The organism is Pseudomonas sp. NPDC089569, assembly GCF_050280625.1.
Lineage (GTDB): Bacteria > Pseudomonadota > Gammaproteobacteria > Pseudomonadales > Pseudomonadaceae > Aquipseudomonas.
Window position 1 is genome coordinate 160,974 of record NZ_JBNNVQ010000004.1, and the last position, 25,977, is coordinate 186,950.

A 25,977-nucleotide genomic window follows, 5' to 3' on the forward strand; every position below is an offset into this window, starting at 1 on the left:
TCAAGTGAACAGGCAGTCTATTATGGTCGGACACCTGTTGCCTCGTCCCCCTGGTCATGCGAGGGCATGTCTTTGTCTACGTCCAACGAGTCGATCAACATAAAGGCCTCCACCGGTATCGAGGGTCTCGATGACATACTCGATGGTGGTTTTTCCCGTAGCCACCTGTTTTTGCTCGAAGGTGAACCGGGAACCGGCAAGACCACCATCGCCTTGCAGTTTCTGTTGGCTGGTGCCCGTGCCGGCGAGCGGACGCTGTATATCACCCTGTCGGAAACCGAGCGCGAGTTGCGCCAGGGCGCCAGGTCCCATGGGTGGGAACTGGACGACAACGTCTGCATCTTCGAACTGACGCCGCCGGAAAACCTGCTCGATACCGAGCACCAGCAGTCGCTGCTTTATTCCTCGGATCTGGAACTGGGCGAAGCCACCCGCCAGATCTTCGAAACGGTCGAACGGGTCAAGCCCAACCGCGTGGTCCTCGACAGCCTGTCGGAAATCCGCTTGCTTGCGCAGAGTTCCCTGCGTTATCGCCGACAGATCCTGGCGATCAAGCACTATTTCGTGCGTTACGACGCCACGGTCCTGCTGCTCGATGACCTGACCACCGAAGCCCTGGACAAAACCGTGCACAGCGTCGCCCACGGGGTGGTGCGCCTGGAGGAATTGACCCCCAACTACGGCGCCGAGCGGCGGCGCATCCGCGTGATGAAGTACCGCGGCCAGAAGTACCGTGGCGGCTTCCATGACTTCACTATCCTGGAAGACGGCGTGCACGTTTTTCCGCGGCTGGTGGCGGCCGAGCACCGTGGGGCTTATCTGCGAGAACAATTGACCAGCGGCATCGCGCAAATGGACGCACTGCTCGGTGGCGGCATCGAGACCGGCTCCAGCAGCCTGATTCTTGGCCCGGCCGGTACAGGCAAGTCGCTGGTGGCGATGCTTTTTGCAGCCGCCGCCGTGACGCGTGGTGAAAAGGCCGCATTGTTCATCTTCGATGAAGAACTCGGGTTGCTCTTCGATCGCATGAAGAAGATCGGCATTGACCTGCAGGTGCTGCAAGACACCGGCAATCTGCTGATCGAACAAGTGGATGCCGCCGAATTGTCCCCCGGCGAATTTGCTGATCGGGTTCGCCGTTGCGTCGATAACGGTGACATCAAAACCGTGGTGATTGACAGCCTCAATGGCTATCAAGCGGCAATGCCGGAAGAAAATGCCCTGGTGCTGCACATCCATGAGCTGCTGTTGTACGTCAACCGCAAGGGCGCCGCGACGTTCATGACCGTCGCCCAACATGGCCTGGTTGGGGATATGCAAGCGCCGGTGGACATCACTTACCTGGCGGACACGGTCATTCTGCTGCGTTATTTCGAAGCGCTGGGCAAGGTGCGCCGGGCGATCTCGATCATCAAGAAACGTACCGGTGCCCATGAATCGACCATTCGTGAATATCGCATCGGTTCCGGGGGCATCACCATCGGCCAGCCGCTGGATGCCTTCCAGGGCATATTGCGCGGCGTCCCTACTTATCTGGGCGCAAGCATGCCATTGCTCGAGGACGAAGCCCCGTGATGGCGCAATGGGCAACTTCTGAACAGGCGATCATCCTGGCGCCACTGGGACGCGACAGCCAGATCGCCCTGATGTTGCTCCATGAGGCGGGCTTCGACGGGGTCGTTAGTAAGGATCTGCACGGTCTGTGTGCTGAACTTGAACAAGGTGCGGGCCTGTTGCTGATTGCCTTCGAGGCCTTGCTGGACACCGACCTGCAGCCGTTGACGGACCTGATCGGGCAACAGCCGGCCTGGTCGGACCTGCCGATTGTGCTGCTGACCCGCCACGGCGGACCCGGGAAGGACCTCGCTGCCCGTTTCAGCTCGCAACTGGGCAACGTGACATTTCTTGAGCGACCTTTTCACCCGGAAACCCTGATCAGCCTGGTTACCACGGCCCTGCGTGGTCGGCGACGACAGTATGAAGCCAGGGACCGGTTGATTGACTTGAGCCAGAGTGAGTTGCGCCTGCAAAACACCCTGGAAACCCTGGAGCAACAGGTTCAAGAGCGCACGGCCCAGTTGCGCCACAACGAAGAAGCGTTGCGACAATCCCAGAAAATGGAAGCGGTCGGGCAGCTCACAGGCGGGATTGCCCACGACTTCAACAACATGTTGACCGGTATCATCGGCAGCCTGGAATTGTTGCGGCGACGTCTGGCGCGGGGTCGAACCGAGGATCTGGAAAGCCTGATCGACCTCGGCGTTACCTCGGCCAACCGTGCTGCTGGCCTGACTCATCGGTTGCTGGCGTTTTCCCGCCGGCAATCGCTGGATTCCAAACCGGTACAAATGAATAACCTGGTGGTGTCGATGCATGAACTGTTGCAACACAGCATCAGCGAAAGCATTCACCTGGACATGCAACTCAACGAGCAGCTGTGGGTGGCGGAAGTCGACCCCAATCAGCTGGAAAGCGCCCTGCTCAATCTGGTGATCAATGCTCGCGACGCCATGCCCGATGGCGGCAACCTCGTTGTCAGAACCCGCAATCAATCCCTGAATGGGCAGTTGACCGAGCTGCACGGCAACCTCAAGCCCGGCGACTACGTGGTGCTCAGTGTCGCCGATAATGGCTGCGGCATGCCCCCCGCTACCATCAACCGTGCATTCGATCCGTTCTTTACCACCAAGCCGATCGGCCAGGGCACCGGCCTTGGCTTGTCGATGATTTATGGCTTCAGCAAACAGTCCGGCGGCCATGTGTCGATCCAGAGCGAGGTGGGCCAGGGCACCACGGTGAGCCTGTTCCTGCCGCGATTCGGGGGCGAGCCGCCGCAGGACCACCCGGTCGACAACCGGCAACCGCTGCTGGCGCGAAACGGTGAAACGGTGCTGATCGTCGAGGACGATCCTGCGGTGCGGGTGTTGGTCTGTACGGTATTGGGCGAGCTGGGCTATGCCTTTGTCGAGGCCGGTGATGCCGACGGCGCGATGCCGATCCTGGACTCGGCGCAACGCATCGACCTGATGATCAGCGATGTCGGCCTGCCCGGCATGAACGGCCGGCAACTGGCGGAAATCGGCCGGCAATACCGGCCCGGACTCAAGGTGCTGTTCATCACCGGCTACGCCGAACACGCGGCGGTGCGCGGCGGCTTCCTCGACCCGGGCATGCAGATGATCACCAAGCCGTTCACCTTTGACCTGTTGACCGCCAAGGTACGCGAGATGATCGGCGCATGAAGGGGCTCAGGAGAGCATGTCTTCCATGATTTCCTGCAGCACATCCAGATCAAAGGGTTTTTCCAGGATGGGCGCCTTGCGGGTGATCGGGCTGCCCGTCTCACGGATTTCCTGCGGATAACCGCTGATGAAGATGACCTTCAGATCCGGTCGCAGCTTCACGGCCGGTTCGGCGATCTGCACGCCGGAGATACCGCCCGGCAGGCGAAAATCAGTGATCAGCATATCCAGATGCGGTTTGCTCGACAGGATATCGAACGCCTGTTCTCCGTTTTCCGCCTGCAATACGCGATAACCCTGCCCCGACAAATAGTCAGTCAGCACCATCAAGATAACCGGTTCGTCCTCGACGACGAGTACTACATCTTGTGCATCTTCACTCATGGGAAGCCTTTGTTCGATCAATAGCTGCTGATACGACCGTGGGGTCGATCAGAGGTTGCGTTCATCGCGCCGTTTTCCTACAGCGGCAGACAAACGCGAAACAGGGCGCCTTCGCCAATCCGGCTGTCGACGGTAATGGTACCGCCATGGGCGGTGACAATCTGTTCGGAAATAAACAATCCCAGGCCCAGCCCGGCGGCGGCCTGCTTGGTTGAAACGCGCTCGAACTGCTGAAAAATCCGCAACTGGTTTTCTTCACTGATGCCGATGCCGAAATCACGGACTTCAACCCAGGCGTCATGGCTGTCACTGTACACCCTCACGCTGATCGGGCTCTTGGCGCCATAACGCAATGCATTGGTCAGCAGATTGGAAATCACCTGTTCGATGCGAAACTCATCCCAGTTGCCCACCACCGGTTGCTCGGCGTCGAGGGAAACGCTCGCCTGGGCGGCTTCGATCTGCGGAGCGAAATTTTGCAACACGCCGCGTACCAACGCCGACAAATCAAAACGCCTGGGGCGGATCGACAGTTTACCGGTACGAATGCGCGACACATCGAGCATGTCTTCAATCAGTCGGATCAGGCTCTTGATCTGCCGTTCGTCGCGGTCGACCATCGCGTGCATTTTGTCGAGGGTGAACGCGGCGGCGTTGTCCCGAGCCAGGTGCATCTTGCGCAACTGGGTTTCAAGGATCAGGCCATTGAGCGGCGTGCGCACTTCATGGGCGACGATGGACATGAAGTCATCGCGCATGCGCACCGCCTGCTCCAGTTCCAGTTGCGTGCGCTGCAAACGCTCAAGCAATGTCTGCTGCTCGCGACGGCTCTGCTCCAGCGCCTGAACCTGTTGCTTCATGGCCTTGCTCTGGCGATACAGTTCTACAAACACATTGACCTTGCTCTTGACCGCATGGACATCCAGCGGTTTGTGCAGGAAGTCCACCGCACCGCTTTCGTAGCCCTTGAACGCGTAATTCATCTCGCGACCGGCGGCACTGACGAACACGATGGGAATGTTTTTGGTCAGTTCCGTGCCCCGCATCATTTCGGCCAGCTCAAAGCCGTTCATGCCCGGCATCTGCACATCGAGAATGGCCAGGGCGAATTCGTGCTGCAGCAACAGCGACAAGGCTTCATCGGCCGATTGCGCCTTGTACACGGTACGGTCTTCGCGCTTGATCAGCGCTTCGAGTGCCAACAGATTCTCCGGCAGATCGTCGACGATCAGCAGTTTGGCCTGGATTTCACTCAACATGCGATTCGTTCCAGCTCGACAAGCAGGCGGCTGATACCGCCAACAGGAAGGATGTAGTCCGGCTGCTGAACATCCAGTGCCGCCTGGGGCATGGTCGCCACCTGGGCCTCCTTCGGGTCCTGCACGATGGTCAGACCGCCATGGCGCTTGACCTGCGCCAGGCCGAAGGCCCCATCACGGTTGGCGCCGGTCAGCAATACGGCGGCCAGGGCCGGGCCGTAGGCATCGGCAGCGGACTCGAACAGGTAGTCGATGGCCGGACGTGAATGATGCACGCGATCCTCAAGGCTCAGGGAGAAACTGCGGTCCTGCTCCACCGACAAGTGATAGCCGGGGGCGGCGAAATACAGGGTCCCGGCTTCGATCAGGGTCTTGTCGCCCGCCTCCAGAACCGGCAATGCCACTCGACGGGCGAAGACTTCCGCCAATTGGCTGCGCCGTTCGTTGGGCAAATGCAGCACGACGACGATCGGCAGGACGAATCCTTCACGCAACGGGCCGAGAATGTTGAGCAGCGCCTCTACACCACCGGCCGAGGCACCGATCACGATTGCTTCTATGGAAGGCAAACCTGTTGCGTCACTCATGATTTACGGTAGATCCGCTCCTGTTTGACCAACGGTTCGAACTGATTGCCGAAAGCCGAAAATTCCGGGGTTTCCTTGCTGCCCAACACCAGAAAGCCACGGTGGCACAGCGACTCGTGAAACAATCCAAATGCTCGATCCTGAAGTTTTTTATTGAAATAAATCAATACGTTACGACACGAAATTAACTGAGTCTCTGAAAATACGCTATCGGTCGCCAGGCTGTGATCGGCAAACGTCACGTTTTCACACAATGACTTGTCGAAGATCGCGTAACCATAGGCGGCCGTGTAGTAGTCGGCAAACGAACGCTGGCCACCGGCCTGCTGGTAATTGGAAGTGTAGGCGCGCACGTTCTCCATCGAAAATATCCCTTGCTTGGCTTTCTCCAGCGAACGCGGATTGATGTCGGTGGCATAGATGATGGTCCGCTCCAGCAGCCCCTCCTCGCGCAGCAGGATAGCCATCGAATAGACCTCTTCGCCGGTGCTGCAACCGGCAATCCAGATTTTGATCGACGGGTAGGTCTTGAGCAGCGGCACCACTTCCCGGCGAATGGCCAGCAAGTGCGAGGGGTCGCGGAACATTTCACTGACCGGAATCGTCAACAACTGCAACAACTGCATGAACGCCACGGGATCGTGCAGGACCTTCTCCTGCAGGGCCGAAATGGTCTTGCAATCGAACTGGCTCAACGCATGGGTCACCCGGCGCTTGATCGAGGCGCCGGAGTAATCGCGAAAATCGTAGCTGTACTTGAGGTAGATCGCCTCTATCAGCAAGCGCAATTCGATTTCGCTGTTTCGCTCCACTTAAATTCGTTCCATTTTCGGCAACCACACACGAATCAGTGAAAACAGGCGATCCAGATCAATGGGTTTGGCCAGGTAATCGTTGGCGCCCGCCTGCAGGCAACGCTCCTGATCATCCTTCATGGCCTTGGCCGTTACCGCGATGATCGGCAGCTTGCGCCAGCGCGGCTCCTTGCGGATTTCGACGGTGGCTTCGTAACCATCCATTTCCGGCATCATCACGTCCATCAGCACCAGGTCGATGTCCTGCACCTCACTCAAGCGTTCAATCGCTTCACGACCGTTTCGACCGATAACGACGACGGCCCCCTTTTGCTCGAGCGCACTGGTGAGCGCAAAGATGTTGCGCACATCGTCGTCCACCAGCAACACCTTGCGCCCCTCGAACACCTTGTCCCGGCTGCGGGCGGTCTTGAGCATGCGTTGCCGCTCGTGGGACAGGTGCGATTCGACCTTGTGCAGAAAAAGCGTGACCTCATCGAGCAAGCGCTCCGGTGAACGTGCACCCTTGATGATGATCGAGCGCGAGTACTTGCGCAGTTCGGTTTCTTCGTCCCGGGTCAGGTTGCGCCCGGTGTAGACAATGACCGGCGGGAACGAGCAGATATCTTCGGTGGCCATGCGCTTGAGCAGATCACCGCCGAGCATGTCCGGCAATTTGAGGTCGATGATCATGCAGTCGAAGTTTGTGCTGCGCAGCAAGTCCAGCGCCTCTTGGGCCAAGCCGACTGCGGTGATTTCGATGTCATCGTCGCCGATCAGCCGGGAAATGCTGTCGCGCTGCAGATCGTCGTCTTCGACCAGCAGCACCCGCTTGACCTTCTGGCTGAGCTTGGCTTCCAGGCGCGCAAAGACATCCTTGAGTTCTTCACGGGTGGTCGGCTTGACTGCATAACCGATAGCCCCCATGTGCATCGCCGCCTCCACCCGGTCTTCGACGGAAATCACATGCACCGGAATATGCCGGGTCTCGGGGTGTTCCTTCAGGCGTTGCAAAACGGTCAGTCCGGAATGATCCGGCAGGCGCATGTCCAGCAGAATGGCGTCCGGGATGAATTGCAAAGCCAGGTCGTAGCCTTCATCGGCGCCCTGCGCGACCAGGCATTGATAACCCAATTCGTGGGCAAGATCGTAGAGGATGTGCGCAAAGTTCGTCTCATCCTCGACCACCAGGATGCAGCGTGTCGTGAAGGGGGCCTTGTCGCGGTCGTCATTGAATCGGGCAATGCCAACCTCGACGCTCGAAGCTGGCACTGAAGGGGCGACGAAACTCGTCACCGACGATACCGGCTGAAGTTGTGCGGCATTCGGGTCGGGCTCGACGTAATGCTGCGGCAACTCCAGCGTGAACACACTGCCCTGCCCTGGTGTGCTCGACACACTGATCGAGCCGCCAAGCAGCGCTGCCAGGTCCCTGGAAATCGACAATCCCAGGCCGGTGCCACCGTAGCGCCGGTTGGTCGTGCCGTCGGCCTGGCGGAAGGCTTCGAAAATGCTTTGCTGATGATTCTCGGCGATGCCGATACCGGAGTCCCGGACGATGAAGGCCACCCGGTCGTGCGGTGCAGCGGCAACGCTGAGGCTGACATCACCTTGCTCGGTAAACTTGATGGCGTTGGACAACAGGTTCTTGATCACCTGCTCCAGTCGCTGACGGTCGGTGAACATCATGGCCGGCGACCCGTCCTGCAACTCGACGTGAAAACGCAGTTGCTTGTCTGCCGCCAGTGGTTCGAACAACCCGCGCAAACCCTCCACCAGGCGCTCCACGCTGGTGGTTTCCGGACGTATTTCCAGTTTGCCGGCCTCGACCTTGGAAATGTCGAGGATGTCGTTGATCAGGTTGAGCAGATCGTTGCCGGCCGAGTAGATCGATTCGGCGAACTGGACCTGTTCGGCGCTGAGGTTTTGCTGGGCGTTTTCCGCCAGCAACTTGGCCAGGATCAACGAGCTGTTCAACGGCGTGCGCAGTTCGTGGGACATGTTGGCAAGGAACTCGGACTTGTATTTGCTCGAACGCTGCAACTCTTCGGCACGCTCCTGGAGCTGCGCCTGGGCCTGACTGAGTTCGGTGTTTTTCAGGTCCATGGCGTCCCGTTGCTCGGCCAGAATCTGCGCCTGCTCGGCCAATTGCGTATTGGTCTGTTCCAATTCGACCTGCTGGGTTTCCAGATGGGCCTGGGACTCCTTGAGAATCCGCGACTGCTCTTCGAGCTCTTCGTTGGCGGTCTTGAGTTCTTCCTGCTGAACCTGCAGTTCTTCATTGAGCTGCTGGGTTTCGGCCAGCACTTCCTGCAGGCGTTGACGATAGCGCGCTGCTTCGATCGAACTGCCGATGTTGCCGCCTATCAGCTCCAGCAATTCAATGTCGCGCTCCTCCAGCGGTCGCAGAAAACCCAGTTCAATGACACCGTTGACCCGTTCGTCGTCGCTGGTCGGTGCGACCAGTACGCTGCGCGGCAAACCTTCGCCAAGGCCGGAGCTGACCTTGAAGTAGTCGTGCGGCACATTGTCCAGGCGGATCAGGCGAGCCTGTTGCACCGCCTGGCCGACAATGCCTTCTTCGCTGTAGACCAGTTGTTCAAGGTCTTGCTGATCACGGGACAAGCCGTAGGACGCCACGCGCCGCAGGCCACCGTGATCCTCGCGAACATAGATCGCCGCCACGACGCTGCCCAGGTACTGCGCGCAAAACTGCAATATGTTGCGCCCGAGCAAATTCAACGACAGTTGCCCCAGCACTTGCCCCGCCAGCTCGGTCTGGCCACCACGCAGCCAGGCCTGACGCTCCAGTCGGGCGGCACTGGCCTGTTGTCTGGCCAGGTTCGCACCGTATTGCTGCGAAAGATTGATCAGGTCGCGGCGGCCGATATAGGCCAGCAATCCGCTGATCACGGCGATGAAAAACAGGTAAAGGGCGATGCTCCAGATCGTGGTGCGACGCACTTCCTCGTTGCGCGAAGCGCGCAACTGCTGCTCCATGTCGATCACGTCTTCGAATTGCTTGCGTATCTCATCGGTCAGGCGTTTGCCTTTCCCGCTCCTGACCACGCTTCGGTAATCGCCGCTCGATCGCTGCAAGTCGATCATGCTTTGTGCGTAGGCCGCCCACTCCTGCTGCAACGACTGCAACCGGCGCAGGCGGTCGGTCTGGGCAGGGTTGTCGGCGGTCAATTCAATCAGTGTGTCGAGCACCACCTCGATTCGAGGCTTGGCGGTTTCATAGGGTTCGAGAAATTTTTCGTCGCCGCTGAGCAGGAAACCGCGCATGCCGGTTTCCAGGTCTACCGTCAATTTGACCGCCTCATTGGCGTTATTGATCACCCGGTCCGTGTGCTCGACCCACTGGATGGTGGTCAGCAGGTAGGTGATCAGCGATACGAAAAAAACCGCGCTGACCAGGCCAACCCCCAGCGGCAGGCTGACGTTGCGGTTCAGGAGTTTACGAAAACGTTGCTCATCAACCGAAGACATAGAGGTCATAATCAAGCCTTGTCCAACTGATGAAGTTCAAGGAGTTTGCCCCAAAACCGACACAACGATCCAACTTTCTCAGCGGTTTTCGCGCAAAGTCCTGCATGTGGCTGCTCCCCCTTTCAGAAGAGCGGTTATCCTTCTCTGCATTCTTTTTATAGCGCGTCGGGAACTTGCGAGGATCCGCCACTTACTCATGCAAGAGGGTCGGCGATTCATCGACCGGCTACTAACCATCCCTTTTCGAGAGACCGATCATGTCCGCCAATGCCGCCACCATCCTGGTCGTCGAAGACGATGCCACCGTGCGCATGCTGATTGTCGATGTACTGGAGGAGCTGGAATTTGCCGTACTGCAGGCCGATGGCGGTGACCAGGCACTGGCGATACTCAAGGACCCGACCCGGCACATTGACTTGATGATGACTGACTTCGGCCTGCCTGACATGGACGGCAAGGAGTTGGCGTATAAGGCGCTCGACTTGCGCCCGGCCCTGCCTGTCCTGTTTGCCAGCGGCTATGCGGAAAACATCGAGGTGCCGCAGGGCATGTATCTGATCGCCAAGCCGTTCTCCATCGATCAATTGCGCGACAAGGTCCTGGCAATCCTGGAGAGTTCCTGATGCCCGCTGTGGTTTAATCACGCCCCCGCTTTTCCCGCCTCAAGGAATCACCGTTCATGAGTCAACCCCGCGCAACCAAAGTCCTGGTCATCGGTTACGTCTGGCCCGAGCCACGCTCTTCCGCTGCGGGCGGCCACATGATGCAAATCCTCGAGAGTTTTGTGCAGCAGGGATGGGACATTACCTTCAGCAGCCCCGCCCGCTCCGGTGAACACCGGGCAGACCTGGCGGCACTGGGCATCGCCGAAGTGCCGATCGAGTTGAACAACAGCAGCTTCGACACGTTCATCCGCCAGTTGGCTCCGGACATCGTGCTGTTCGATCGGTTCATGATGGAAGAGCAGTTCGGCTGGCGCGTCGAGCAGCACTGCCCCGATGCACTGCGGGTTCTGGAGACGTCCGACCTGCAAAGTCTGCGCGATGCCCGCCATCAGCGACTCAAGGAGCGCTTGAAGGCCAGCGACGACAACAATGATTTTCACGAACTATTCGCGCCGGCATTGCACGAGACATTCGATTTCATGGCCGATACCGATCTGGCCAAACGCGAGATCGCAGCCATCTATCGATGCGACCTGAACCTGATGATTTCCGAAGTGGAAATCGAATTGCTCACCGAGCAGTTCAAGTTGCCCCGCAGCCTGCTGCACTGGTGTCCGCTGATGGTCGATCCGCCAGCTGCCTCGCCGGTGCCATTCGAAGAGCGCGCGCACTTCCTGCACATTGGCAACTTTCGCCATGCGCCCAACTGGGACGCGGTGCTCTGGCTGAAAACCACCCTGTGGCCAATGATCCGCGAGCAAATACCCGGCGCCCAATTGCACATCTATGGTGCTTACACGCCCCCCAAGGCCACCGCGCTGAACAATCCGTCACAGGGCTTTCACGTGATGAACTGGGCAGAAGACGCGCTGCAAGTCATGTCCGCGACGCGAGTGTGCCTGGCACCATTGCGTTTCGGTGCGGGTATCAAAGGCAAGATTGTCGACGCAATGCTCTGCGGCACGCCCAACGTCACCACCCCGATCGGCGCCGAAGCGATGCATGGCGACGAAGCCTGGCCCGGGGCGATCACTCGCACGGCCCGCGAGTTCGCCCAACATGCCGTGCGCTTGCATAACGACAAGGCGCTATGGCTCAAGGCCCAGGAACAAGCCCGGACGCTGCTGGACAGCCGTTACCGGCAGTCGATTCACGGTCCGGCGCTGGTCGAGAAACTGCAGCATTGCATGCAGCATCTGGCGCAGATCAGACGAGAGAATTTCACCGGCGGCATGCTCCGCCATCATCATCACAAGAGCACCCAGTACATGGCGCAATGGATCGAGGCCAAGAACCGGATCAACTGATTGCACTACATATGTACCGCCTTCGATGCAGCTGGCCGGATACCTTGAAGCTATTGAACCCACCCAGGGAATGGGGGGACTGCCAAGGGAAAAGCCATGACGGACAACGCAGCTGGATCGCTCGACAAACGGACCTGGATGAGCAAGGTACTGGAGATCGACACACTCAAACTGACCGATATCGTCTGGCCCGGTGCACATAACGCCGGCATGGACAAAAAAGGCCCCGATATCGGTCTTGTCGTCGGCAACTGGACGGCCTGCCAGAACGACTCATTCAGCGGGCAACTGGCCAACGGTGCACGTGCCTTCGATGTTCGTTTGGGGTACGAGCGAAAGAACAATCAGGACATCTTTTACTTTCACCACAATGGCAACCGATCCGGTCGTGAACTGGAAGAGTTGATAACCGCAGTCATAGCGTTTCTGGATGATTATCCAGATGAATTCATCGTTCTGGATTTTCATCAGTTGGGTGATGGCGGCAGGGCATTCGATCACAAAAAACTCAATGATCACTTGCTCAGGCGCTTCGACCGGCGGGTCGTACCTTCCGACGATGTGTCCTGCACAATTGGCGAACTCAAACAAAACAGCGCCCTGCGTAGAATCGTGCTGGCTACCGGTGGCTCGGCCGACTACGACCAGGATCAATTCTGGTCGAGAATCCCCCACAGGTGGCACGGCAAAACCTTTCCTCACCTCGATCTGATCGAACAACACATTGGAAAGACCCTGGCCGAGCCTCCCTCCGCGGAATTTTTCTGGTCGCTGTCCGCCACGTGTTACTCCCTTCTGGGCCCCGAGAACATCAAGCACATGATCAATGCCTGGTTTGCGCCTACGCTGCACTGGGTGACACGTTGCAGCATTATCAACACCGATTTTTTCGACGAGTCGAAAATCGTGCACTACTGCTGGATCGCCAACAGCATGAAGGCGGTCTATGGCCACGCTTTGCATGAGTCGACGGACTTGCGATAGTTTCCGGTCCCGCGGCCCCTTTTAACGAGCAAACAATCATGTATCTGGTGTGTGGCGAAGCGCTGTTCGATTTCTTCAGCGAAAACGACCCCAGTGGTCCGGCTTCAAAAGTGAACTTCAGAGCGATCGCAGGCGGCTCGCCGTTCAACGTTTCAGTGGGATTGCGCCGTTTGGGGGTGGAGTCGGCGCTGTTGGCCGGACTGTCCACCGACTACCTGGGCCGACGGCTACTGCAGGTGCTGCTGGATGAAGGCGTGCGCACGGACTATCTACACGACTTTGACGCGCCCACGACCCTGGCGATGGTCGCCGTGGGTGCCGATGGCTCGCCCCGCTACAGTTTCCGTGGCGAAGGTTGTGCCGACCGGCAGCTGCGGCAGGAACATTTGCCGCCATTGGGGCCTGAAGTTCGCGGCTTGCACATCGGCTCCTACTCGTTGGTGGTGCAGCCGATTGCCGACACCTTGCTGGCATTGGTCCGCAGGGAAAGCGGCAAGCGCCTGATCAGCCTCGATCCGAACGTGCGACTCAATCCTGAGCCGGATATCCAATTGTGGCGATCCCGGATCGCCACCCTGATCGAACATGCCGACCTGATCAAGGTCAGCGACGAAGACTTGAGCCTGCTGTATCCGGGACAGGATCCGGCACGACTCATCAACCAATGGCTGCAACATCGCTGTCAGTTGGTATTCCTCACTCGCGGTAGTGAAGGCGCCACAGTGTTCAGTCGGGCTCACGGGTCGTGGACCGTGCCCGCCTGCGCGGTGAAAATCGCCGATACCGTGGGGGCCGGAGATACCTTTCAGGCGGCGGTGATCGCATGGTTGACCGAGCAGCAGCTCGATTGTGTCGAAGGTTTGGCGCAACTCAGTCGCGAGCAGATCGATGCAATGGTCCGCTTTGCAGTTCAGGCGGCGGCGTTGACCTGCACCAGGACCGGGCCGGACTTGCCGTACCGGCAGGATCTTCACTGATACAACGCCCTTATCGCGAGCAGGCTCGCTCCCACAATAAGTCCATGTGGGAGCGAGCCTGCTCGCGATGGCATTCGTGGATGCGCTACAAAACCGAAAAGTTGTAGCTGATGATCAACCGGGTCTCATCCACATCCCGGGCGAACTTCTCGTAGTTGGTGCGATAAGTCGCATTGCGCAAGCGCAGGCTGACATTCTTGAATGTCCCGCTCTGAACCACGTACTTCAGCTCGCTGTCGCGCTCCCACTCCTTGCCCTCCTGATCGCTGCCCGGTACCTGGATGTGATCGCCGTTCACATAACGGGTCAGGAACGTCAGGCCGTTGAGGCCGATGGCCTTGAAGTCATAGTCGTAACGCAACTGCCACGAACGCTCTTGTGCGGCGGCGAAGTCATTGACCTGCACATAGTTGACCAGGTACGGATTGCTGCCATCGAGGTAGGGCATCGAACTGTCGCCGTACATGCGCTGCCAGCCGGCACTGAACGTGTGGCCACTGATCGCATAGGCGAGCATCGCGCTCAGCGCACGGTTATCGATGGAACCGGCACGGGCGGCGCCGCTGTCGTCGCTTTTGAGCACGCGCAGATCAGCCTTGAGCACGCCCTCCCCCAGCGTCTGGTTGGCCAGAAGACCAAGGAAATGCTGGCGATAGATGTCATCGAGTTCAGCGTAATGATATTGCCCGGTCAGCCTTTCGTTGATTTTGTAATCGACACCGTACATGTCGAAGTGATCGGCGGTGACGTTGCAGGCGTAGCGCTTATTCTTGCAGTTCAGGCGGATGTCCTGGGCATCAGTGGAATCCCGGGCGGTATAGCTGTCCAGGCGGGCGGCCATGAGGGACAGATCCCTGACGTCCCTGGACGTGAGCATCGCGCCGCCGAACTGGGTGGGTAACAGGCGACCGTCGTTGTACTTGAGCAACGGTACATCCGGCAGCAGTGCACCGTACTTCAACACACTCTGCGAGACGCGCATCTTGGCTGTCAGGCCAAGCTTGGCATACTGGTCGGCCGAGCCGCGCGGGTTTTCACCACTGGACGGCAACAGGCCGCTGTTGCTGCTGTCCGGGCTGGAGTCGAGCTTGAATCCCAGCATGCCCAACGCATCGACACCAAAACCGACCGTACCCTCGGTGTAGCCCGATTGCAGGTTGAGAATAAAACCCTGGGCCGACTCATCACGCTTTGATGCACCCTGCTCGGTGGACGAGTGTCCGTCACGAAAATCGCGGTTGAAATACACAGTGCGCGATTCGATGTTTGCCTGGGTGTCATCGATGAAACCGCTCGCCTGGCTCGGTCCGGCAAAACCGGCGCACAGGACAATAGCGCCGAAGCCCAAGGACTGGCGGGCGGCGTTCGAGGTAAAGGGGGGACGCATGAAAAACTCCAACAATACTGCGTGTACACAGAGTGCAAGCAGCCAGAAATAGCCTTGCGCCGAACAGTGACTGGTCGGGGAAAGCAAAAACGCGGGGGTGAGCGGCAATGATGGCAGAAGGCTTTAATGCACTGCAGACGACTTTAGTCTCAAGGTGGCCGCCAGACGGTAGTGGCAAAGCGACAGGTGGCGTTCAGGCGAGTTAACCAATGCTTAATCGCGCAGTCCAACACTGACTGGACCGCACATCTTCAGAGTCCTCTGTTGCCCGGTGCGGCAGGCTCGACGACCTGTCGAGCAACCTTGCATCTGCACTGGAGATCGCCTCATGAACGCGCGCACCCTCCCCATTCTCGCTGCTCTGGTCCTGGCCTCGACCGCCGGTATCGCACAAGCCGCCGACACCGCCTCAGCTCAACCGGTGCCCACTTACCACTACGGCATGCCGCTGCATGTGGGCAAAGTCCTTTCGCTGACCGAGCCCGCCACACTGGACTGCCAGGTCGTCACGGCAGACATGAAGTACATCGATGACCAGACAGGCAAGCCTGCCGAGCTGGCTTATCGGAAACTTTCCGACGCGTGCAGTTATCAGAACTGACTGAAAAGTCTGAAATAACACCTTGCGGTATTCGCGTGAGGGTTCTGACGCTATGCTTTAGCGCCACCCTCACTGCCGCAAGGATTCGCCATGCAGTTATCGTTTCGAACGTTATCGATATTCACCTGCGCGTTGTGCGCGCTGCTGGCCGTGGTCTGGGGGCTATTGCCTGACTGGTTGCTGGCGACCTGGGATATCGAATATTCGTTGGCGGTCGGGCTGATGGCACGACGCACGGCAACGCTGTTTGCAGCCTTGGCGGTGATTTTTTTCCTGGTCCGCAACGAACCGGCGTCATCCACCCGCCGTGCGTTGAGCATTGGCTTCATGATCGGTTGCTGGGGACTGGCGATACTGGGCTTCGCCGAATGGCTCAATGGCCATGCCGGTCCCGGCATCCTGCTTGCGGTCGGTCTGGAACTGGCGATGGGCCTGGCGTTTTTCCAGACCCAGCGCGTGGCGGTAGAACTCGAAACCGTGGGCTAACGCGCTTTGCCCGCCACCTGACGGTGCTCGGTCACAACAGGATGATGGGCAAGATCGGTTCGCAGCCCGGCAATCAACTCGTGAATTTCCCGGCAGCTGTTGAGATGCCTGGCATCAATGTCGGTCCTCAACAATTCAAGCGTATCGGTTACGCCGTCGGCGTAGACCCTTACCGTCATCTTCAGCTCCGGCGACAGTGAACACTGGCAGCGCCTGGGCAGAAAACTGCTTTCGATGATGTTGCGAAGTTCCAAGGCAGAAAGAAACATGGCGACCCTCTCCTTTATAAGACTGCCAATCAATCTGGGACGCTGGCTCAATTGAAATCCCGGTCAGCTTGAGAACAGCTACAGCATAAAACATGCCCTGAAACACGCCCGGTCGTTCATCGGCAATTCAAGGATTTATGTAACTGCGCGTTAACAGTCGCCATGCAATTTGCAAGAAGGTTCAGTCGGCGCCTTGCAATTTGCACTTACATAGTAAGTTTGCATCCAGTGCGCACGATATCGAGAATGCGCGCCCGGCGAGCGTTCGCCACCTGTTTCGTTTGCTAGGAGGCCCCATGGGTACTTTTATGTTTCGCACCTCCCTCGGCCTGATTGCGACCGCGCTGTGTGGCGCAGTTCATGCCGCCACCCTGGAAAAAGTCGCCCCTTATCCGAAAGCGGAAAGCGGCTTTACCCGCCAGGCCATCCACCTGCCTGCCCAAGGCAAGGAAGAGGATTTGCGGGTGGAGATCCTCGCCGGCAAACCCCTGACCGTCGACTGCAACCGCCAGCGCCTGGGCGGCACGCTGGAGGAGAAAAACCTCGAAGGCTGGGGTTATCCGTTCTATCGTCTGGAAAAAGTGAGCGGCCCGGCGAGTACGCTGATGGCCTGCCCGGACGGCAAGAGCAAGCAGGATTTCGTACCGGTGATCGGCGACGGCTTCATGCTGCGCTATAACAGCAAACTGCCCATCGTGCTCTACGTGCCCCAGGGCGTCGAGGTGCGCTACCGGGTCTGGTCGGCATCGGACAAGATCGAAAAGGCCATTGCCGAATAACCCTCCCGCATCATGCCGGGGTGCCGCATAACGCGGCACGCTCGGCCACATGCCGCAAACTGTCGAAATTGATATTGGCCCCGGAGTCGATCGCGACAAAGGTCTGGCCCCGGACGCCGCTACGCGCCACGTATTTCTTGATCCCGGCGACCGCCAGCGCCCCCGACGGTTCGGTGATCGAACGGGTATCGTCGTAGATATTCTTGATCGCGGCGCACAGCTCGTCGTTACTCACGGTCAGCACTTCATCGACGCAAAACCTGCAGACTTCGAAGCCATGGGCACCGATCTGCGCGACCGCCACGCCGTCGGCAAAGGTGCCGACGCTGGGCAATACCCGACGTTCGTTGGCCTCGAGCGCCAATTGCAGGCAAGCCGAATGCTGCGACTCGACACCGATGATGCGCACCTCGGGCCGCAGGTATTTGACGTAGGCCGCGATGCCCGCGATCAGCCCACCACCCCCCACCGGGACGAAGATGGCGTCCAGCGAACCCTGATGTTGGCGAAGGATCTCCATCGCAACGGTGCCCTGCCCGGCGATGACATCGGGGTCGTCGAAGGGCGAAACGAACGTCTTGCCGGTTTGTCGGGCCAGTTCCAGAGCATGCGCCAGGGCATACGGAAAGCTCTCGCCCTCCAGCAGCGCCTGGGCACCGCGGCTGCGAACGCCCAGCACTTTCAATTCCGGCGTGGTGGCCGGCATGACAATCGTCGCCTCGATGCCCAGTTCCCGGGCTGCCAGCGCCACGCCCTGGGCATGATTGCCGGCCGAGGCCGTGATCACGCCGCGTGCCTTTTGTTCAGCAGGCAAGTTCACCAGTTTGTTGTAGGCACCCCGGATCTTGAAAGAAAAAGTCGGTTGCAGGTCTTCGCGCTTGAGCAGGATCCGGTTGCCCAGCGCTTCCGACAACGCGGGCGCCGGTTGCAGCGGCGTACGCACGGCCAGTTCATAGACCGGTGCAGCGAGGATCTTTTTGACGTAATGCTCAAGCAGGTTTTGTTGGGCGGGCGTACTGGTCATGATCGTCTCCTGACATTGATCAGAGCCCCGAGACAGAAAATGAAAACCCGCCTCGAGGGCGGGTTGGGTGCTGCAGCCGCAAGCTAGCCCGCCAAATGAGGAATGGCGGTAATAATAATGCTCGGCTGAAGACGCGATGGGATGAAGTTCATTCCCGGAAACTATCCGGACGTTGATGGCAAGTCAATGGCCAATTTGCACAGGCCACCGCCGCGAACTTGCGGCGCTGCCGAGAAAGCTCTTCGGGGCCTACCCGCTGCAATTCACTTCGCCAATCGCTTGAGCCCCACGACCATCAGTCCCGCCCCCAACATCATCGCAGTCAGGAACAATGGATAGGAAATCCACCAGGGTGTACCCGCCGTCATCATGCTGAACTCGGACATGCCGCCGATGCTGGCGATCAGGTTCAAGGGTAAAAAAACGACGTTGATCAACGTCAGTTTGCGCAGCAGGTTATTCATGCTGTTGTTCATCAGGTTGCCCCGGGCATCGATGAGTCCGGAGAACACCGTCGAGTAAATTTCCGCCTGTTTGTAGCACTGGTTGTTCTCGATGATCAGGTCGTCGATCAGGGCGATGGCGTGGGTGCTGAAGTGTTCTTTTTGCGCATGGTTGCGCAGCCGCGTCAGGACGGCGCCGTTACTGTGGATTGCGTTGATGTAATAGATCAGGCTTTCGCTGAGGTTGAACATCTGGATCAGATGCTGATTCTGCATGGAGGCATTGAATTTTTGCTGCAGCTCCCGCGCCACCAGTTTGATGACTTTGAGATGGCCCAAATAGTGGTGGATGTTGTCGAACAACAGACCCAGCACCACGTCCAGCGGGGTGTTCAATGCCTGTCGTCTGCCGAGCCCGCTGAGCAGCGCATCGTCGGTGGCGATCACCAGCAAGCGGTCCGGGCACAACAACAGACCGCAGGACGATACTTCAAAGGTCAGGCTATCGGCACTGGTGTAGTTTTGCGGCCGTTTCCAGATCAGGAACAGGTTGTCGGGATGAAATTCGATCCTTGATACCTCATCAGGATCCAGCGCGGACGCCAGGGCGTGTTCGTCGAGCTTGAAGTGACTGTGCAGCAAGTTTCGCTCGGCGGCGTCGGGGTTGCTGAATAACATGACGTCAGCGTCAAGCCTGTCTACGGCGCGCAATGCGCCCTGAGCCAACTCAAAACATTTGATCATTGACAGATCACCAGGCCTGACCGCGACGTTTGAGTTCCAGGCGCCGGACAAACTCCTGCAGCACCAACGAATAGAGGTCGTCCTGAAGGCAGGCATCTTCAATGCCTGCATCGAGGTTCGGGTTATCGTTGACCTCGATCACCACCACCTTGTCACCGGACTGCTTGAGATCGACACCGTACAGCCCGTCCCCGATCAGGCTCGCTGTCTTGACGGCCAGTTCCACCACCGCCCGGGGTGCATCCTGGATGGCCAGGGTGCGGCACTCGCCATTGATGTCCTGGCCTTTGGCCTTGTGGTTATAGATCTGCCAATGCCCTCTGGACATGAAGTACTGGCAGGCAAAGATCGGTTTGCGGTTAAGCACGCCGATACGCCAGTCATACTCGGTGTAGAGGAATTCCTGAGCCAACAACAATACCGAGTGTTCGAACAATTGAGCGGTGGCTTCGAGCAACGCCTGCCGGCTTTCGACCTTGATCACGCCTCGTGAGAAACAGCCATCGGGAATTTTCAGGACCAGCGGAAACCCCAGCCGCTCGCCAACCCGCTCGAGGTCCTGCGGTCGTTCCTTGTAGAGGATTTCCGTGGCAGGCATGCCCAATTGATGACGCTTGAGCAGATCGGTCAGGTAAACCTTGTTGGTGCAGCGCAGTATCGATGCGGGGTCATCCATGACCACCAACCCTTCACGCTCGGCTTTTTTGGCAAAACGATACGTGTGATTGTCGACACTGGTCGTCTCGCGGATCAGCAGGCCGTCATATTCGGCGATCCTTGCATAGTCCTTGCGCTCAATCAGCTCGACATCGATGCCCAGCGTCCTGCCGACCCTGATGAAGTTATCCAGCGCCTTGGCATTGGACGGCGGCAAGGTTTCCTGAGGGTCATGCAATATGGCCAGATCATATCGGGCCAACCGTCGCGAGCGTGGCAAACGCCAGATCTTGCGACTGAAACTGTCGAGAGAATAGGCAAATTGATCTTGCTGATCTTCGCGCAACTTATGCAGCGCACCAAACTTGATACCTTCGATGTGCCAACCATTAGTTCGGCGAAATTCAACAAGTAAAATCGGACAGGCGAATACTTCAAATATCTGCCGAGCCAAATCCTGCAGCGGCTCGATATGGGTTCTTCCGAAATACAGCGTCAGTGTAAAACCCTCGGTTTGACTGTAAGCATGGTGACTGAGCGCTTTTTCCAGGGTTTTATCCAGATTGTCCAGCGCCAGGCCATACAGGGATTTTCGAGTCAACTCACTGATGGTCCGCACCGACGGTATGACCCTGTGTCCCCGCGCCTCGGCCAGTAGCGAGCAGTAATAGCCATGCCCCAGATACTTGTAGCTGCGGCACAGGTTGATCACCTGAACACGCTTGCCCTGCTCATTGCCACGGCTTTTTTCCAAATACTCCTGCGCCGTCACGATATCTTCACTGGGCAAGTAAGACGCCCAGTCTTCCTTGCGCTCGACAATAATAATCAATTGACTGGAAGTACTTCCCAAGCCATTCAAACAACTTGCAGAAGTGATTGCCGCCGACAAAGTTTGCCCGGATACTTCGCGCCAATGACCTTGTAACGCTGACATAGTGATCGATCCGTTTGAAGAACAAGACCTTTCCTATTAAGCACGAACTTTATCGAAAGTCCCGTTTCGTTACGCAACTTTTACGGTGGTCATATGAAGGTATGTTTTCGTTTGGCGGTGCTGGCCGACTTGCCTGAACTGTTGAAGCTGGAGGAGCAATGTTTCGCCACGGATCGGCTCAACAGGCGCAACTTCCAATGGATGATCACCCGTGCCCACGGGCAGTTGCTGGTGGCCGCCCGTGAGGAAGAACTGTTGGGTTATGCCCTGGTGCTTTTTCGCCGAGGGACGTCGGTGGCACGCCTGTATTCGATTGCCATCGTTGCCCACGCGCGGGGTTTTGGCCTGGGCAAACACATGCTCGACCAGGTCCAGGCATGCGCCCTGGCGCATGACTGCACCGCGTTACGACTTGAGGTGCGCGTCGACAACCCTGCGGCGATCGCCTTGTATGAGCGCAGCGGCTACAGGCAATTCGCCTTGATTCGCGACTATTACCAGGACCACGCCGACGCGTTACGCCTTGAAAAGTCCCTCGGGGTGCAGGTCGACCCACCGATCACTTCAACCCCAACCTGTACAGCGCACCCTCCTCTTCGTCAGTCAGCACATACAGAAACCCGTCCGGCCCCTGCCGCACATCACGGATGCGTTGGCCCAGTTCACCCAGCAAACGCTCCTCATGAAGGACCCTGTCGCCGTCCAGTTGCAATCGAATCAGTGCTTGAGCCACCAGCGCGCCCATGAACGCGCTGTGGCGCCAGGCCGGGAAACGGTCGCCGTCATAGAACGCCATGCCACTGAGTCCGGGAGACTGCTCCCATACGTGGTGCGGCCCGACGGTGCCTTCGGCCGCTTTACCCCTGGACTCCGGGATCGGCTGGCCGGAATAGTCGATGCCATGGGTCGCCAATGGCCATCCGTAGTTTTTTCCACGCGCGATGATGTTGATCTCGTCACCGCCTCTTGGGCCGTGCTCGTTCTCCCAAACGGCACCGGTCCAGGGGTTGAGCGCCGCGCCTTGCGGATTACGGAGCCCGTAGGCCCAGATCTCCGGTCGTACTCCGGGCTGGCCGACAAAGGGGTTGTCGGTCGGCACCTTGCCATCCGGGAAGATCCGCACGATCTTGCCCTGCAATTTGTCGAGATCCTGTGCGGTCGGCCGGTCATTGTTTTCGCCCAGGGTAATGAACAGATAACCGTCGCGATCAAACACCAGGCGTGAACCAAAATGGTTGCCAACCGAGAGTTTGGGCTCCTGACGGAAAATCACCGTAAAGTCCTTCAGGGTAGCGAGATCCTCGGAGAGCCGCCCGCGTCCGACGGCCGTACCGGCCTTGTTGCCTTGTCCGCCACCTTCTGCGTAGGAAAGGTAAACCATGCGGTCTTGCCTGAAGTCAGGCGACAACGCCACATCCAGCAATCCACCCTGCCCCCTGGCCCATACATCGGGCACACCGTTAATGGGCGCCGAGCGTTTGCCGTCAACCGTCACCAGCCGCAGATTACCGCTGCGCTCGGTCACCAGCATGCCCTTGTGATCGGGAAGAAATGCCAGGGCCCAGGGATGATTCAGCCCCTGCACGATCGGTGTCACTTCCAGGGTGCCCTGTTCGCTTGCCATGTCCTGCGCGGTGGCTGCCTGGGCGGATGGCAGGACTTGCAAGGCCAGGCTTGCACAGGAAAACGCCAGGAGAAATTGACGCAACATGCACGATTCCCTTTGCCATGTGGATGTCGACCGGACCTATGCCTTGCCGCTCAATAATTGCTGGTGGGCGGATCCCGGCGAGGTGGATTGGGAATGAAGGTGGGTGGATTGCCGGGCGTTGTTCGCGGCTCAGGATAGCGATTGCCGATACCGCCATTGTCCAGGGTCGGTGGTCGCGTGACCGGCACGGTGTTGGGACCGCGAATGGCGGGGGCACCGGGTTGTGTGCCTTGCATGCTGTTGGGGTTGGCCCGCCGGGTGGGGCTGTTATAAGGACTGTTGTTCACGCTGTTGGGCAGGTTCTGGGCGACCTGCAAGGGCTTGTGCAACCAGACGTCCTGCGCCTGGACAAGCGGACCGGCGAGACCGCTCAGGCCCAGCAGAATGAGACCTTGCCAGTATCGGTTCATTGACCGCCTCCAAACGTATGCATGGATGAGGGTTTCCATAACACGCTACGCCCGGGGTTCGGATTTGTTAATCGAAACCTACTTTGCAAGATGTAACACAACGTTGATCCACCGGCGGGACGAACCACGGCACCGAAATTTTTATTCGCAACGCGCAGTCCACCGTAAATCACGTTCGAGAACACGACCCTGGCACTGGACGACAGGAAGGTCCATGAAGGCAAGATCGAAGATCTGGAAACCGATACGGCCGAGGACGCTGGCAAAACCGCCGATGCGATCGACTTGACGGAATTGCTCAAACGCAGCTTGGCCGTTAAGGGAGCGAAGCCGGCCAAGCCCGAATCAGTGGGCAAGCCGGCGACGAAAAAGAAAGCCAGTGAGGTCTTCGCGAGCAGGCTCGCTCCCACAGGATCTTATTTGCACACTGTGGGAGCGAGCCTGCTCGCGATGGCATTTTCTGCCGTCACACATCTTTTAGATCAGGATAAAAACCGCAAGCAAACCAGCAAAAATCACCCACTTCTCCAGGTAATAGCGCGCTCGATTACGCTTTTTGAGCTCTTTGCCGCGCAGGCGAATCTTGTAGATCCTGCTGAACAGGCGATTGATACCGCCGGTCTTGTCACCCGCCTCGTTCGGCGCACCGGCGGCCGACATGACGTTGCGGCTGAACCAGGCGTTGAAGGCGGCCGCCCAGCGATACTTCATCGGACGCTCGACATCGCAGAACAGGATGATGCGGTTCTGTTGCGTGGTGTTTTCGGCGTAATGAATATAGGTTTCGTCGAACATCACCGCCTCACCGTCGCGCCAGTGATAGTTCTCGCCATCGACATTGATGTAGCAACCGGCATCGTTGGGCGTTTCCAGCCCCAGGTGATAACGGTAGGAACCGGCATAAGGGTCGCGATGACGCACCAGTTTGGAGCCCGGCGGCAACTCGGCGAACATGGCAGCCTTGATCGAGCCAATGCCCTGCACCAGTTCGGTGGTGCGCGGGCACAGCTTCATCGCCGATGGGTGGCTGTCGCCGTACCACTTGAGGTAGAAGCGTTTCCAGCCAGTCTTGAAAAATGAGTTGAAGCCGACGTCGTCGTACTGGTTCGAACGCTTGATTTCACCGGCTCGCAGCAGGTTCTGGCCTTCCGCGCGGATTTCTTCCCAGTGGGTTTGCAACGGCGCGAGATCGGGAAAGTCCGCCGGATCGAGGTAGGGCTTGTTGGGCTTTTTGGAAAACAGATAAAGGAAACAGTTGACCGGAGCCAGAAACGTCGAGTGATCGCTCAATTGACGGCCCAGTTTGTGACGAACGCGGCCACGCAAGTGAACGTACGCGATGGAGACAACGTAGATAGCGGCAATGATGAGTTTCACGGAAATCGTCACACGTCAGAAGTGAACAAACTGCGCCCCCTTCCAGCCTGCGGCCTGTGGGTGTTGTGCAGCGTCAAAATACCAACCGGTGCTCCCGGCGCCCGCCCTTGAGCCACACCGAATGTCGGCAACAGGTGAAGACGGCATTTTAGCCACAGTTTGTAACCAATAGTTAACCTGCAACAGTGAAAATGTGTGCGCCGATGCTGCCAGAACGATGCCGCGGCCTTATTGCCCTATCGTTTAAAGAGCCAGACCAGTACAATCGCCGCCAAACTTTACGTGCCTCTTCGTTGATGACGGGAAAAACCCGTTTCAGCGCACTTTGACTCGGGTCGAGCGCGGTACTCCCGCACCCTGGCAACCCTGAATGCTCCGCAGGAAAAACCTTTGATTTCTACAGCTAACATCACGATGCAGTTCGGCGCCAAGCCGCTTTTCGAAAACGTTTCGGTCAAGTTCAACGGTGGCAACCGTTATGGTTTGATCGGCGCCAACGGTTGCGGCAAGTCGACGTTCATGAAGATCCTGGGGGGTGACCTTGAGCCATCCGGTGGCCAGGTCATGCTCGAGCCGAACGTACGCCTGGGCAAGTTGCGCCAGGATCAGTTCGCCTATGAAGAATTCACCGTGATCGACACGGTGATCATGGGTCACGAAGAGCTGTGGAAGGTCAAGGCCGAACGCGACCGCATCTACTCCTTGCCGGAAATGAGCGAAGAAGACGGCATGGCCGTGGCCGAGCTGGAAACCGAATTCGCCGAAATGGACGGCTATACCGCCGAATCCCGCGCCGGTGAACTGCTGCTGGGCCTGGGTATTCCTCTGGAACAGCATTTCGGCCCGATGACCGAAGTCGCCCCCGGCTGGAAGTTGCGGGTGTTGCTGGCACAGGCACTGTTTTCCGATCCGGAAGTGTTGCTGCTCGACGAGCCGACCAACCACCTGGATATCAACACCATTCGCTGGCTGGAAAACATTCTCACGGCGCGTAACAGCACCATGATCATCATTTCCCACGACCGTCACTTCCTCAACAGTGTCTGCACCCACATGGCCGACCTGGACTACGGTGAGTTGCGCCTGTTCCCGGGCAACTATGACGAGTACATGACCGCGGCGACCCAATCGCGCGAGCAACTGCTGTCGGACAACGCCAAGAAGAAAGCACAGATCGCCGAGCTGCAGACCTTCGTCAGCCGCTTCTCGGCCAACGCCTCGAAAGCCAAGCAGGCGACCTCCCGCGCCAAGCAGATCGACAAGATCCAGCTGGCCGAGGTCAAGCCGTCGAGCCGCGTGAGCCCGTTCATCCGTTTCGAACAGACCAAGAAGCTGCACCGCCAGGCCGTGACCATCGTACAGATGTCCAATGGCTTAGACGGCAACACCCTGTACAATAATTTCAGAGATCGGAAGAGCGACGAGAAGGGAAAGAGTGACGAGTCATGTATAGAACTCCGA

23 protein-coding genes and 1 pseudogene are annotated in these 25,977 nt (G+C 58.3%); 11 read left to right on the forward strand and 13 right to left on the reverse strand.

Annotation, left to right across the window (positions count from 1 at the left end):
* The first annotated feature begins 72 nt into the window (after window positions 1–72).
* Window positions 73–1,575 (forward strand): ATPase domain-containing protein, encoded by a 1,503-nt coding sequence (locus tag ACQKP2_RS03865; RefSeq protein ID WP_427574527.1) that lies wholly within the window; start codon window positions 73–75, stop codon window positions 1,573–1,575.
* A complete protein-coding gene (locus ACQKP2_RS03870) occupies window positions 1,575–3,242 on the forward strand; it encodes an ATP-binding protein (RefSeq protein ID WP_427574485.1) in 1,668 nt (555 codons plus the stop codon). Before ACQKP2_RS03865 ends, ACQKP2_RS03870 begins: the two co-directional genes overlap by 1 nt.
* 6 nt (window positions 3,243–3,248) lie before the next feature.
* Here ACQKP2_RS03870 and ACQKP2_RS03875 read toward each other — a convergent pair whose 3' ends face one another.
* From ACQKP2_RS03875 to ACQKP2_RS03895, 5 genes are all read right to left on the reverse strand, one after another.
* Window positions 3,249–3,626 (reverse strand): response regulator, encoded by a 378-nt coding sequence (locus tag ACQKP2_RS03875; protein WP_427574487.1) that lies wholly within the window; start codon window positions 3,624–3,626, stop codon window positions 3,249–3,251.
* 77 nt (window positions 3,627–3,703) lie between these two features.
* Window positions 3,704–4,885: a hybrid sensor histidine kinase/response regulator gene (locus ACQKP2_RS03880; protein ID WP_427574489.1), complete on the reverse strand. Its 1,182-nt coding sequence runs from the start codon at window positions 4,883–4,885 to the stop codon at window positions 3,704–3,706.
* Window positions 4,879–5,472 carry a chemotaxis protein CheB gene (locus ACQKP2_RS03885; protein ID WP_427574491.1) on the reverse strand — a complete coding sequence of 198 codons (594 nt, stop codon included), beginning with the start codon at window positions 5,470–5,472 and terminating at the stop codon, window positions 4,879–4,881. The genes ACQKP2_RS03880 and ACQKP2_RS03885 overlap by 7 nt, the downstream gene beginning before the upstream one ends.
* Window positions 5,469–6,284 (reverse strand): CheR family methyltransferase, encoded by an 816-nt coding sequence (locus ACQKP2_RS03890; protein ID WP_427574492.1) that lies wholly within the window; start codon window positions 6,282–6,284, stop codon window positions 5,469–5,471. Before ACQKP2_RS03890 ends, ACQKP2_RS03885 begins: the two co-directional genes overlap by 4 nt.
* Window positions 6,285–9,767: a response regulator gene (locus tag ACQKP2_RS03895; protein ID WP_427574493.1), complete on the reverse strand. Its 3,483-nt coding sequence runs from the start codon at window positions 9,765–9,767 to the stop codon at window positions 6,285–6,287.
* 248 nt (window positions 9,768–10,015) lie between these two features.
* Between ACQKP2_RS03895 and ACQKP2_RS03900 the strand changes: the two genes are divergently transcribed.
* The 4 genes from ACQKP2_RS03900 (at window position 10,016) to ACQKP2_RS03915 (ending at window position 13,691) form a co-directional block, all read left to right on the forward strand.
* Window positions 10,016–10,381: a response regulator gene (locus ACQKP2_RS03900; RefSeq protein WP_427574494.1), complete on the forward strand. Its 366-nt coding sequence runs from the start codon at window positions 10,016–10,018 to the stop codon at window positions 10,379–10,381.
* Window positions 10,382–10,437: 56 nt separating this feature from the next.
* Window positions 10,438–11,730 (forward strand): glycosyltransferase, encoded by a 1,293-nt coding sequence (locus ACQKP2_RS03905; RefSeq protein WP_427574495.1) that lies wholly within the window; start codon window positions 10,438–10,440, stop codon window positions 11,728–11,730.
* A gap of 96 nt (window positions 11,731–11,826) precedes the next feature.
* The gene (locus tag ACQKP2_RS03910; RefSeq protein WP_427574497.1) at window positions 11,827–12,714 is read left to right on the forward strand and encodes a phospholipase; all 888 of its coding nucleotides are present in this window, start codon (window positions 11,827–11,829) and stop codon (window positions 12,712–12,714) included.
* 38 nt (window positions 12,715–12,752) lie between these two features.
* Window positions 12,753–13,691 carry a carbohydrate kinase family protein gene (locus ACQKP2_RS03915; protein WP_427574498.1) on the forward strand — a complete coding sequence of 313 codons (939 nt, stop codon included), beginning with the start codon at window positions 12,753–12,755 and terminating at the stop codon, window positions 13,689–13,691.
* Window positions 13,692–13,776: 85 nt separating this feature from the next.
* On the opposite strand, the gene ACQKP2_RS03920 is transcribed toward ACQKP2_RS03915, so the two are convergent.
* Window positions 13,777–15,078, reverse strand: coding sequence for an OprD family porin (locus tag ACQKP2_RS03920; RefSeq protein WP_427574499.1), 1,302 nt, complete (start codon window positions 15,076–15,078; stop codon window positions 13,777–13,779).
* Between the two features lie 328 nt (window positions 15,079–15,406).
* Between ACQKP2_RS03920 and ACQKP2_RS03925 the strand changes: the two genes are divergently transcribed.
* Together ACQKP2_RS03925 and ACQKP2_RS03930 are read left to right on the forward strand one after the other, a co-directional pair.
* On the forward strand, window positions 15,407–15,679 hold the full coding sequence (locus ACQKP2_RS03925) for a DUF2790 domain-containing protein (RefSeq protein ID WP_427574501.1): 273 nt from the start codon (window positions 15,407–15,409) through the stop codon (window positions 15,677–15,679).
* Between the two features lie 90 nt (window positions 15,680–15,769).
* Window positions 15,770–16,165 carry a hypothetical protein gene (locus ACQKP2_RS03930; protein WP_427574503.1) on the forward strand — a complete coding sequence of 132 codons (396 nt, stop codon included), beginning with the start codon at window positions 15,770–15,772 and terminating at the stop codon, window positions 16,163–16,165.
* Here the strand turns inward: ACQKP2_RS03930 and ACQKP2_RS03935 are convergent.
* Window positions 16,162–16,434 carry a DUF1652 domain-containing protein gene (locus ACQKP2_RS03935; RefSeq protein WP_427574505.1) on the reverse strand — a complete coding sequence of 91 codons (273 nt, stop codon included), beginning with the start codon at window positions 16,432–16,434 and terminating at the stop codon, window positions 16,162–16,164. The two genes, ACQKP2_RS03930 and ACQKP2_RS03935, sit on opposite strands and share 4 nt — an antisense overlap.
* Before the next feature lie 296 nt (window positions 16,435–16,730).
* Between ACQKP2_RS03935 and eco the strand changes: the two genes are divergently transcribed.
* Window positions 16,731–17,213, forward strand: coding sequence for a serine protease inhibitor ecotin (gene eco / locus ACQKP2_RS03940; protein ID WP_427574507.1), 483 nt, complete (start codon window positions 16,731–16,733; stop codon window positions 17,211–17,213).
* Window positions 17,214–17,223: 10 nt separating this feature from the next.
* On the opposite strand, the gene ilvA is transcribed toward eco, so the two are convergent.
* The 3 genes from ilvA to ACQKP2_RS03955 form a co-directional block, all read right to left on the reverse strand.
* Window positions 17,224–18,237, reverse strand: coding sequence for a threonine ammonia-lyase, biosynthetic (gene ilvA / locus ACQKP2_RS03945; protein ID WP_427574509.1), 1,014 nt, complete (start codon window positions 18,235–18,237; stop codon window positions 17,224–17,226).
* Window positions 18,238–18,500: 263 nt separating this feature from the next.
* Window positions 18,501–19,424, reverse strand: coding sequence for a magnesium transporter CorA family protein (locus ACQKP2_RS03950; protein WP_427574510.1), 924 nt, complete (start codon window positions 19,422–19,424; stop codon window positions 18,501–18,503).
* A 7-nt stretch (window positions 19,425–19,431) separates the two neighbouring features.
* A complete protein-coding gene (locus ACQKP2_RS03955; protein WP_427574511.1) occupies window positions 19,432–21,018 on the reverse strand; it encodes a RimK family protein in 1,587 nt (528 codons plus the stop codon).
* 93 nt (window positions 21,019–21,111) lie between these two features.
* Here ACQKP2_RS03955 and ACQKP2_RS03960 point away from each other — a divergent pair.
* A pseudogene (locus ACQKP2_RS03960) lies at window positions 21,112–21,555 on the forward strand (GNAT family N-acetyltransferase); the annotation flags it as partial.
* 22 nt (window positions 21,556–21,577) lie between these two features.
* Here ACQKP2_RS03960 and ACQKP2_RS03965 read toward each other — a convergent pair.
* The 3 genes from ACQKP2_RS03965 to lpxO all read right to left on the reverse strand — a co-directional run bounded on the left by ACQKP2_RS03965 (window position 21,578) and on the right by lpxO (window position 24,516).
* Complete coding sequence (locus tag ACQKP2_RS03965) at window positions 21,578–22,729, reverse strand: PQQ-dependent sugar dehydrogenase (RefSeq protein WP_427574513.1); 1,152 nt, start codon at window positions 22,727–22,729, stop codon at window positions 21,578–21,580.
* A 50-nt stretch (window positions 22,730–22,779) separates the two neighbouring features.
* Window positions 22,780–23,139, reverse strand: coding sequence for a hypothetical protein (locus ACQKP2_RS03970; protein ID WP_427574514.1), 360 nt, complete (start codon window positions 23,137–23,139; stop codon window positions 22,780–22,782).
* 477 nt (window positions 23,140–23,616) lie between these two features.
* The gene (lpxO, locus tag ACQKP2_RS03975; protein ID WP_427574515.1) at window positions 23,617–24,516 is read right to left on the reverse strand and encodes a lipid A hydroxylase LpxO; all 900 of its coding nucleotides are present in this window, start codon (window positions 24,514–24,516) and stop codon (window positions 23,617–23,619) included.
* Between the two features lie 390 nt (window positions 24,517–24,906).
* Here lpxO and ACQKP2_RS03980 point away from each other — a divergent pair.
* The coding region (locus ACQKP2_RS03980) for an ATP-binding cassette domain-containing protein (RefSeq protein ID WP_427574517.1) at window positions 24,907–25,977 on the forward strand (1,071 nt) is incomplete at its 3' end.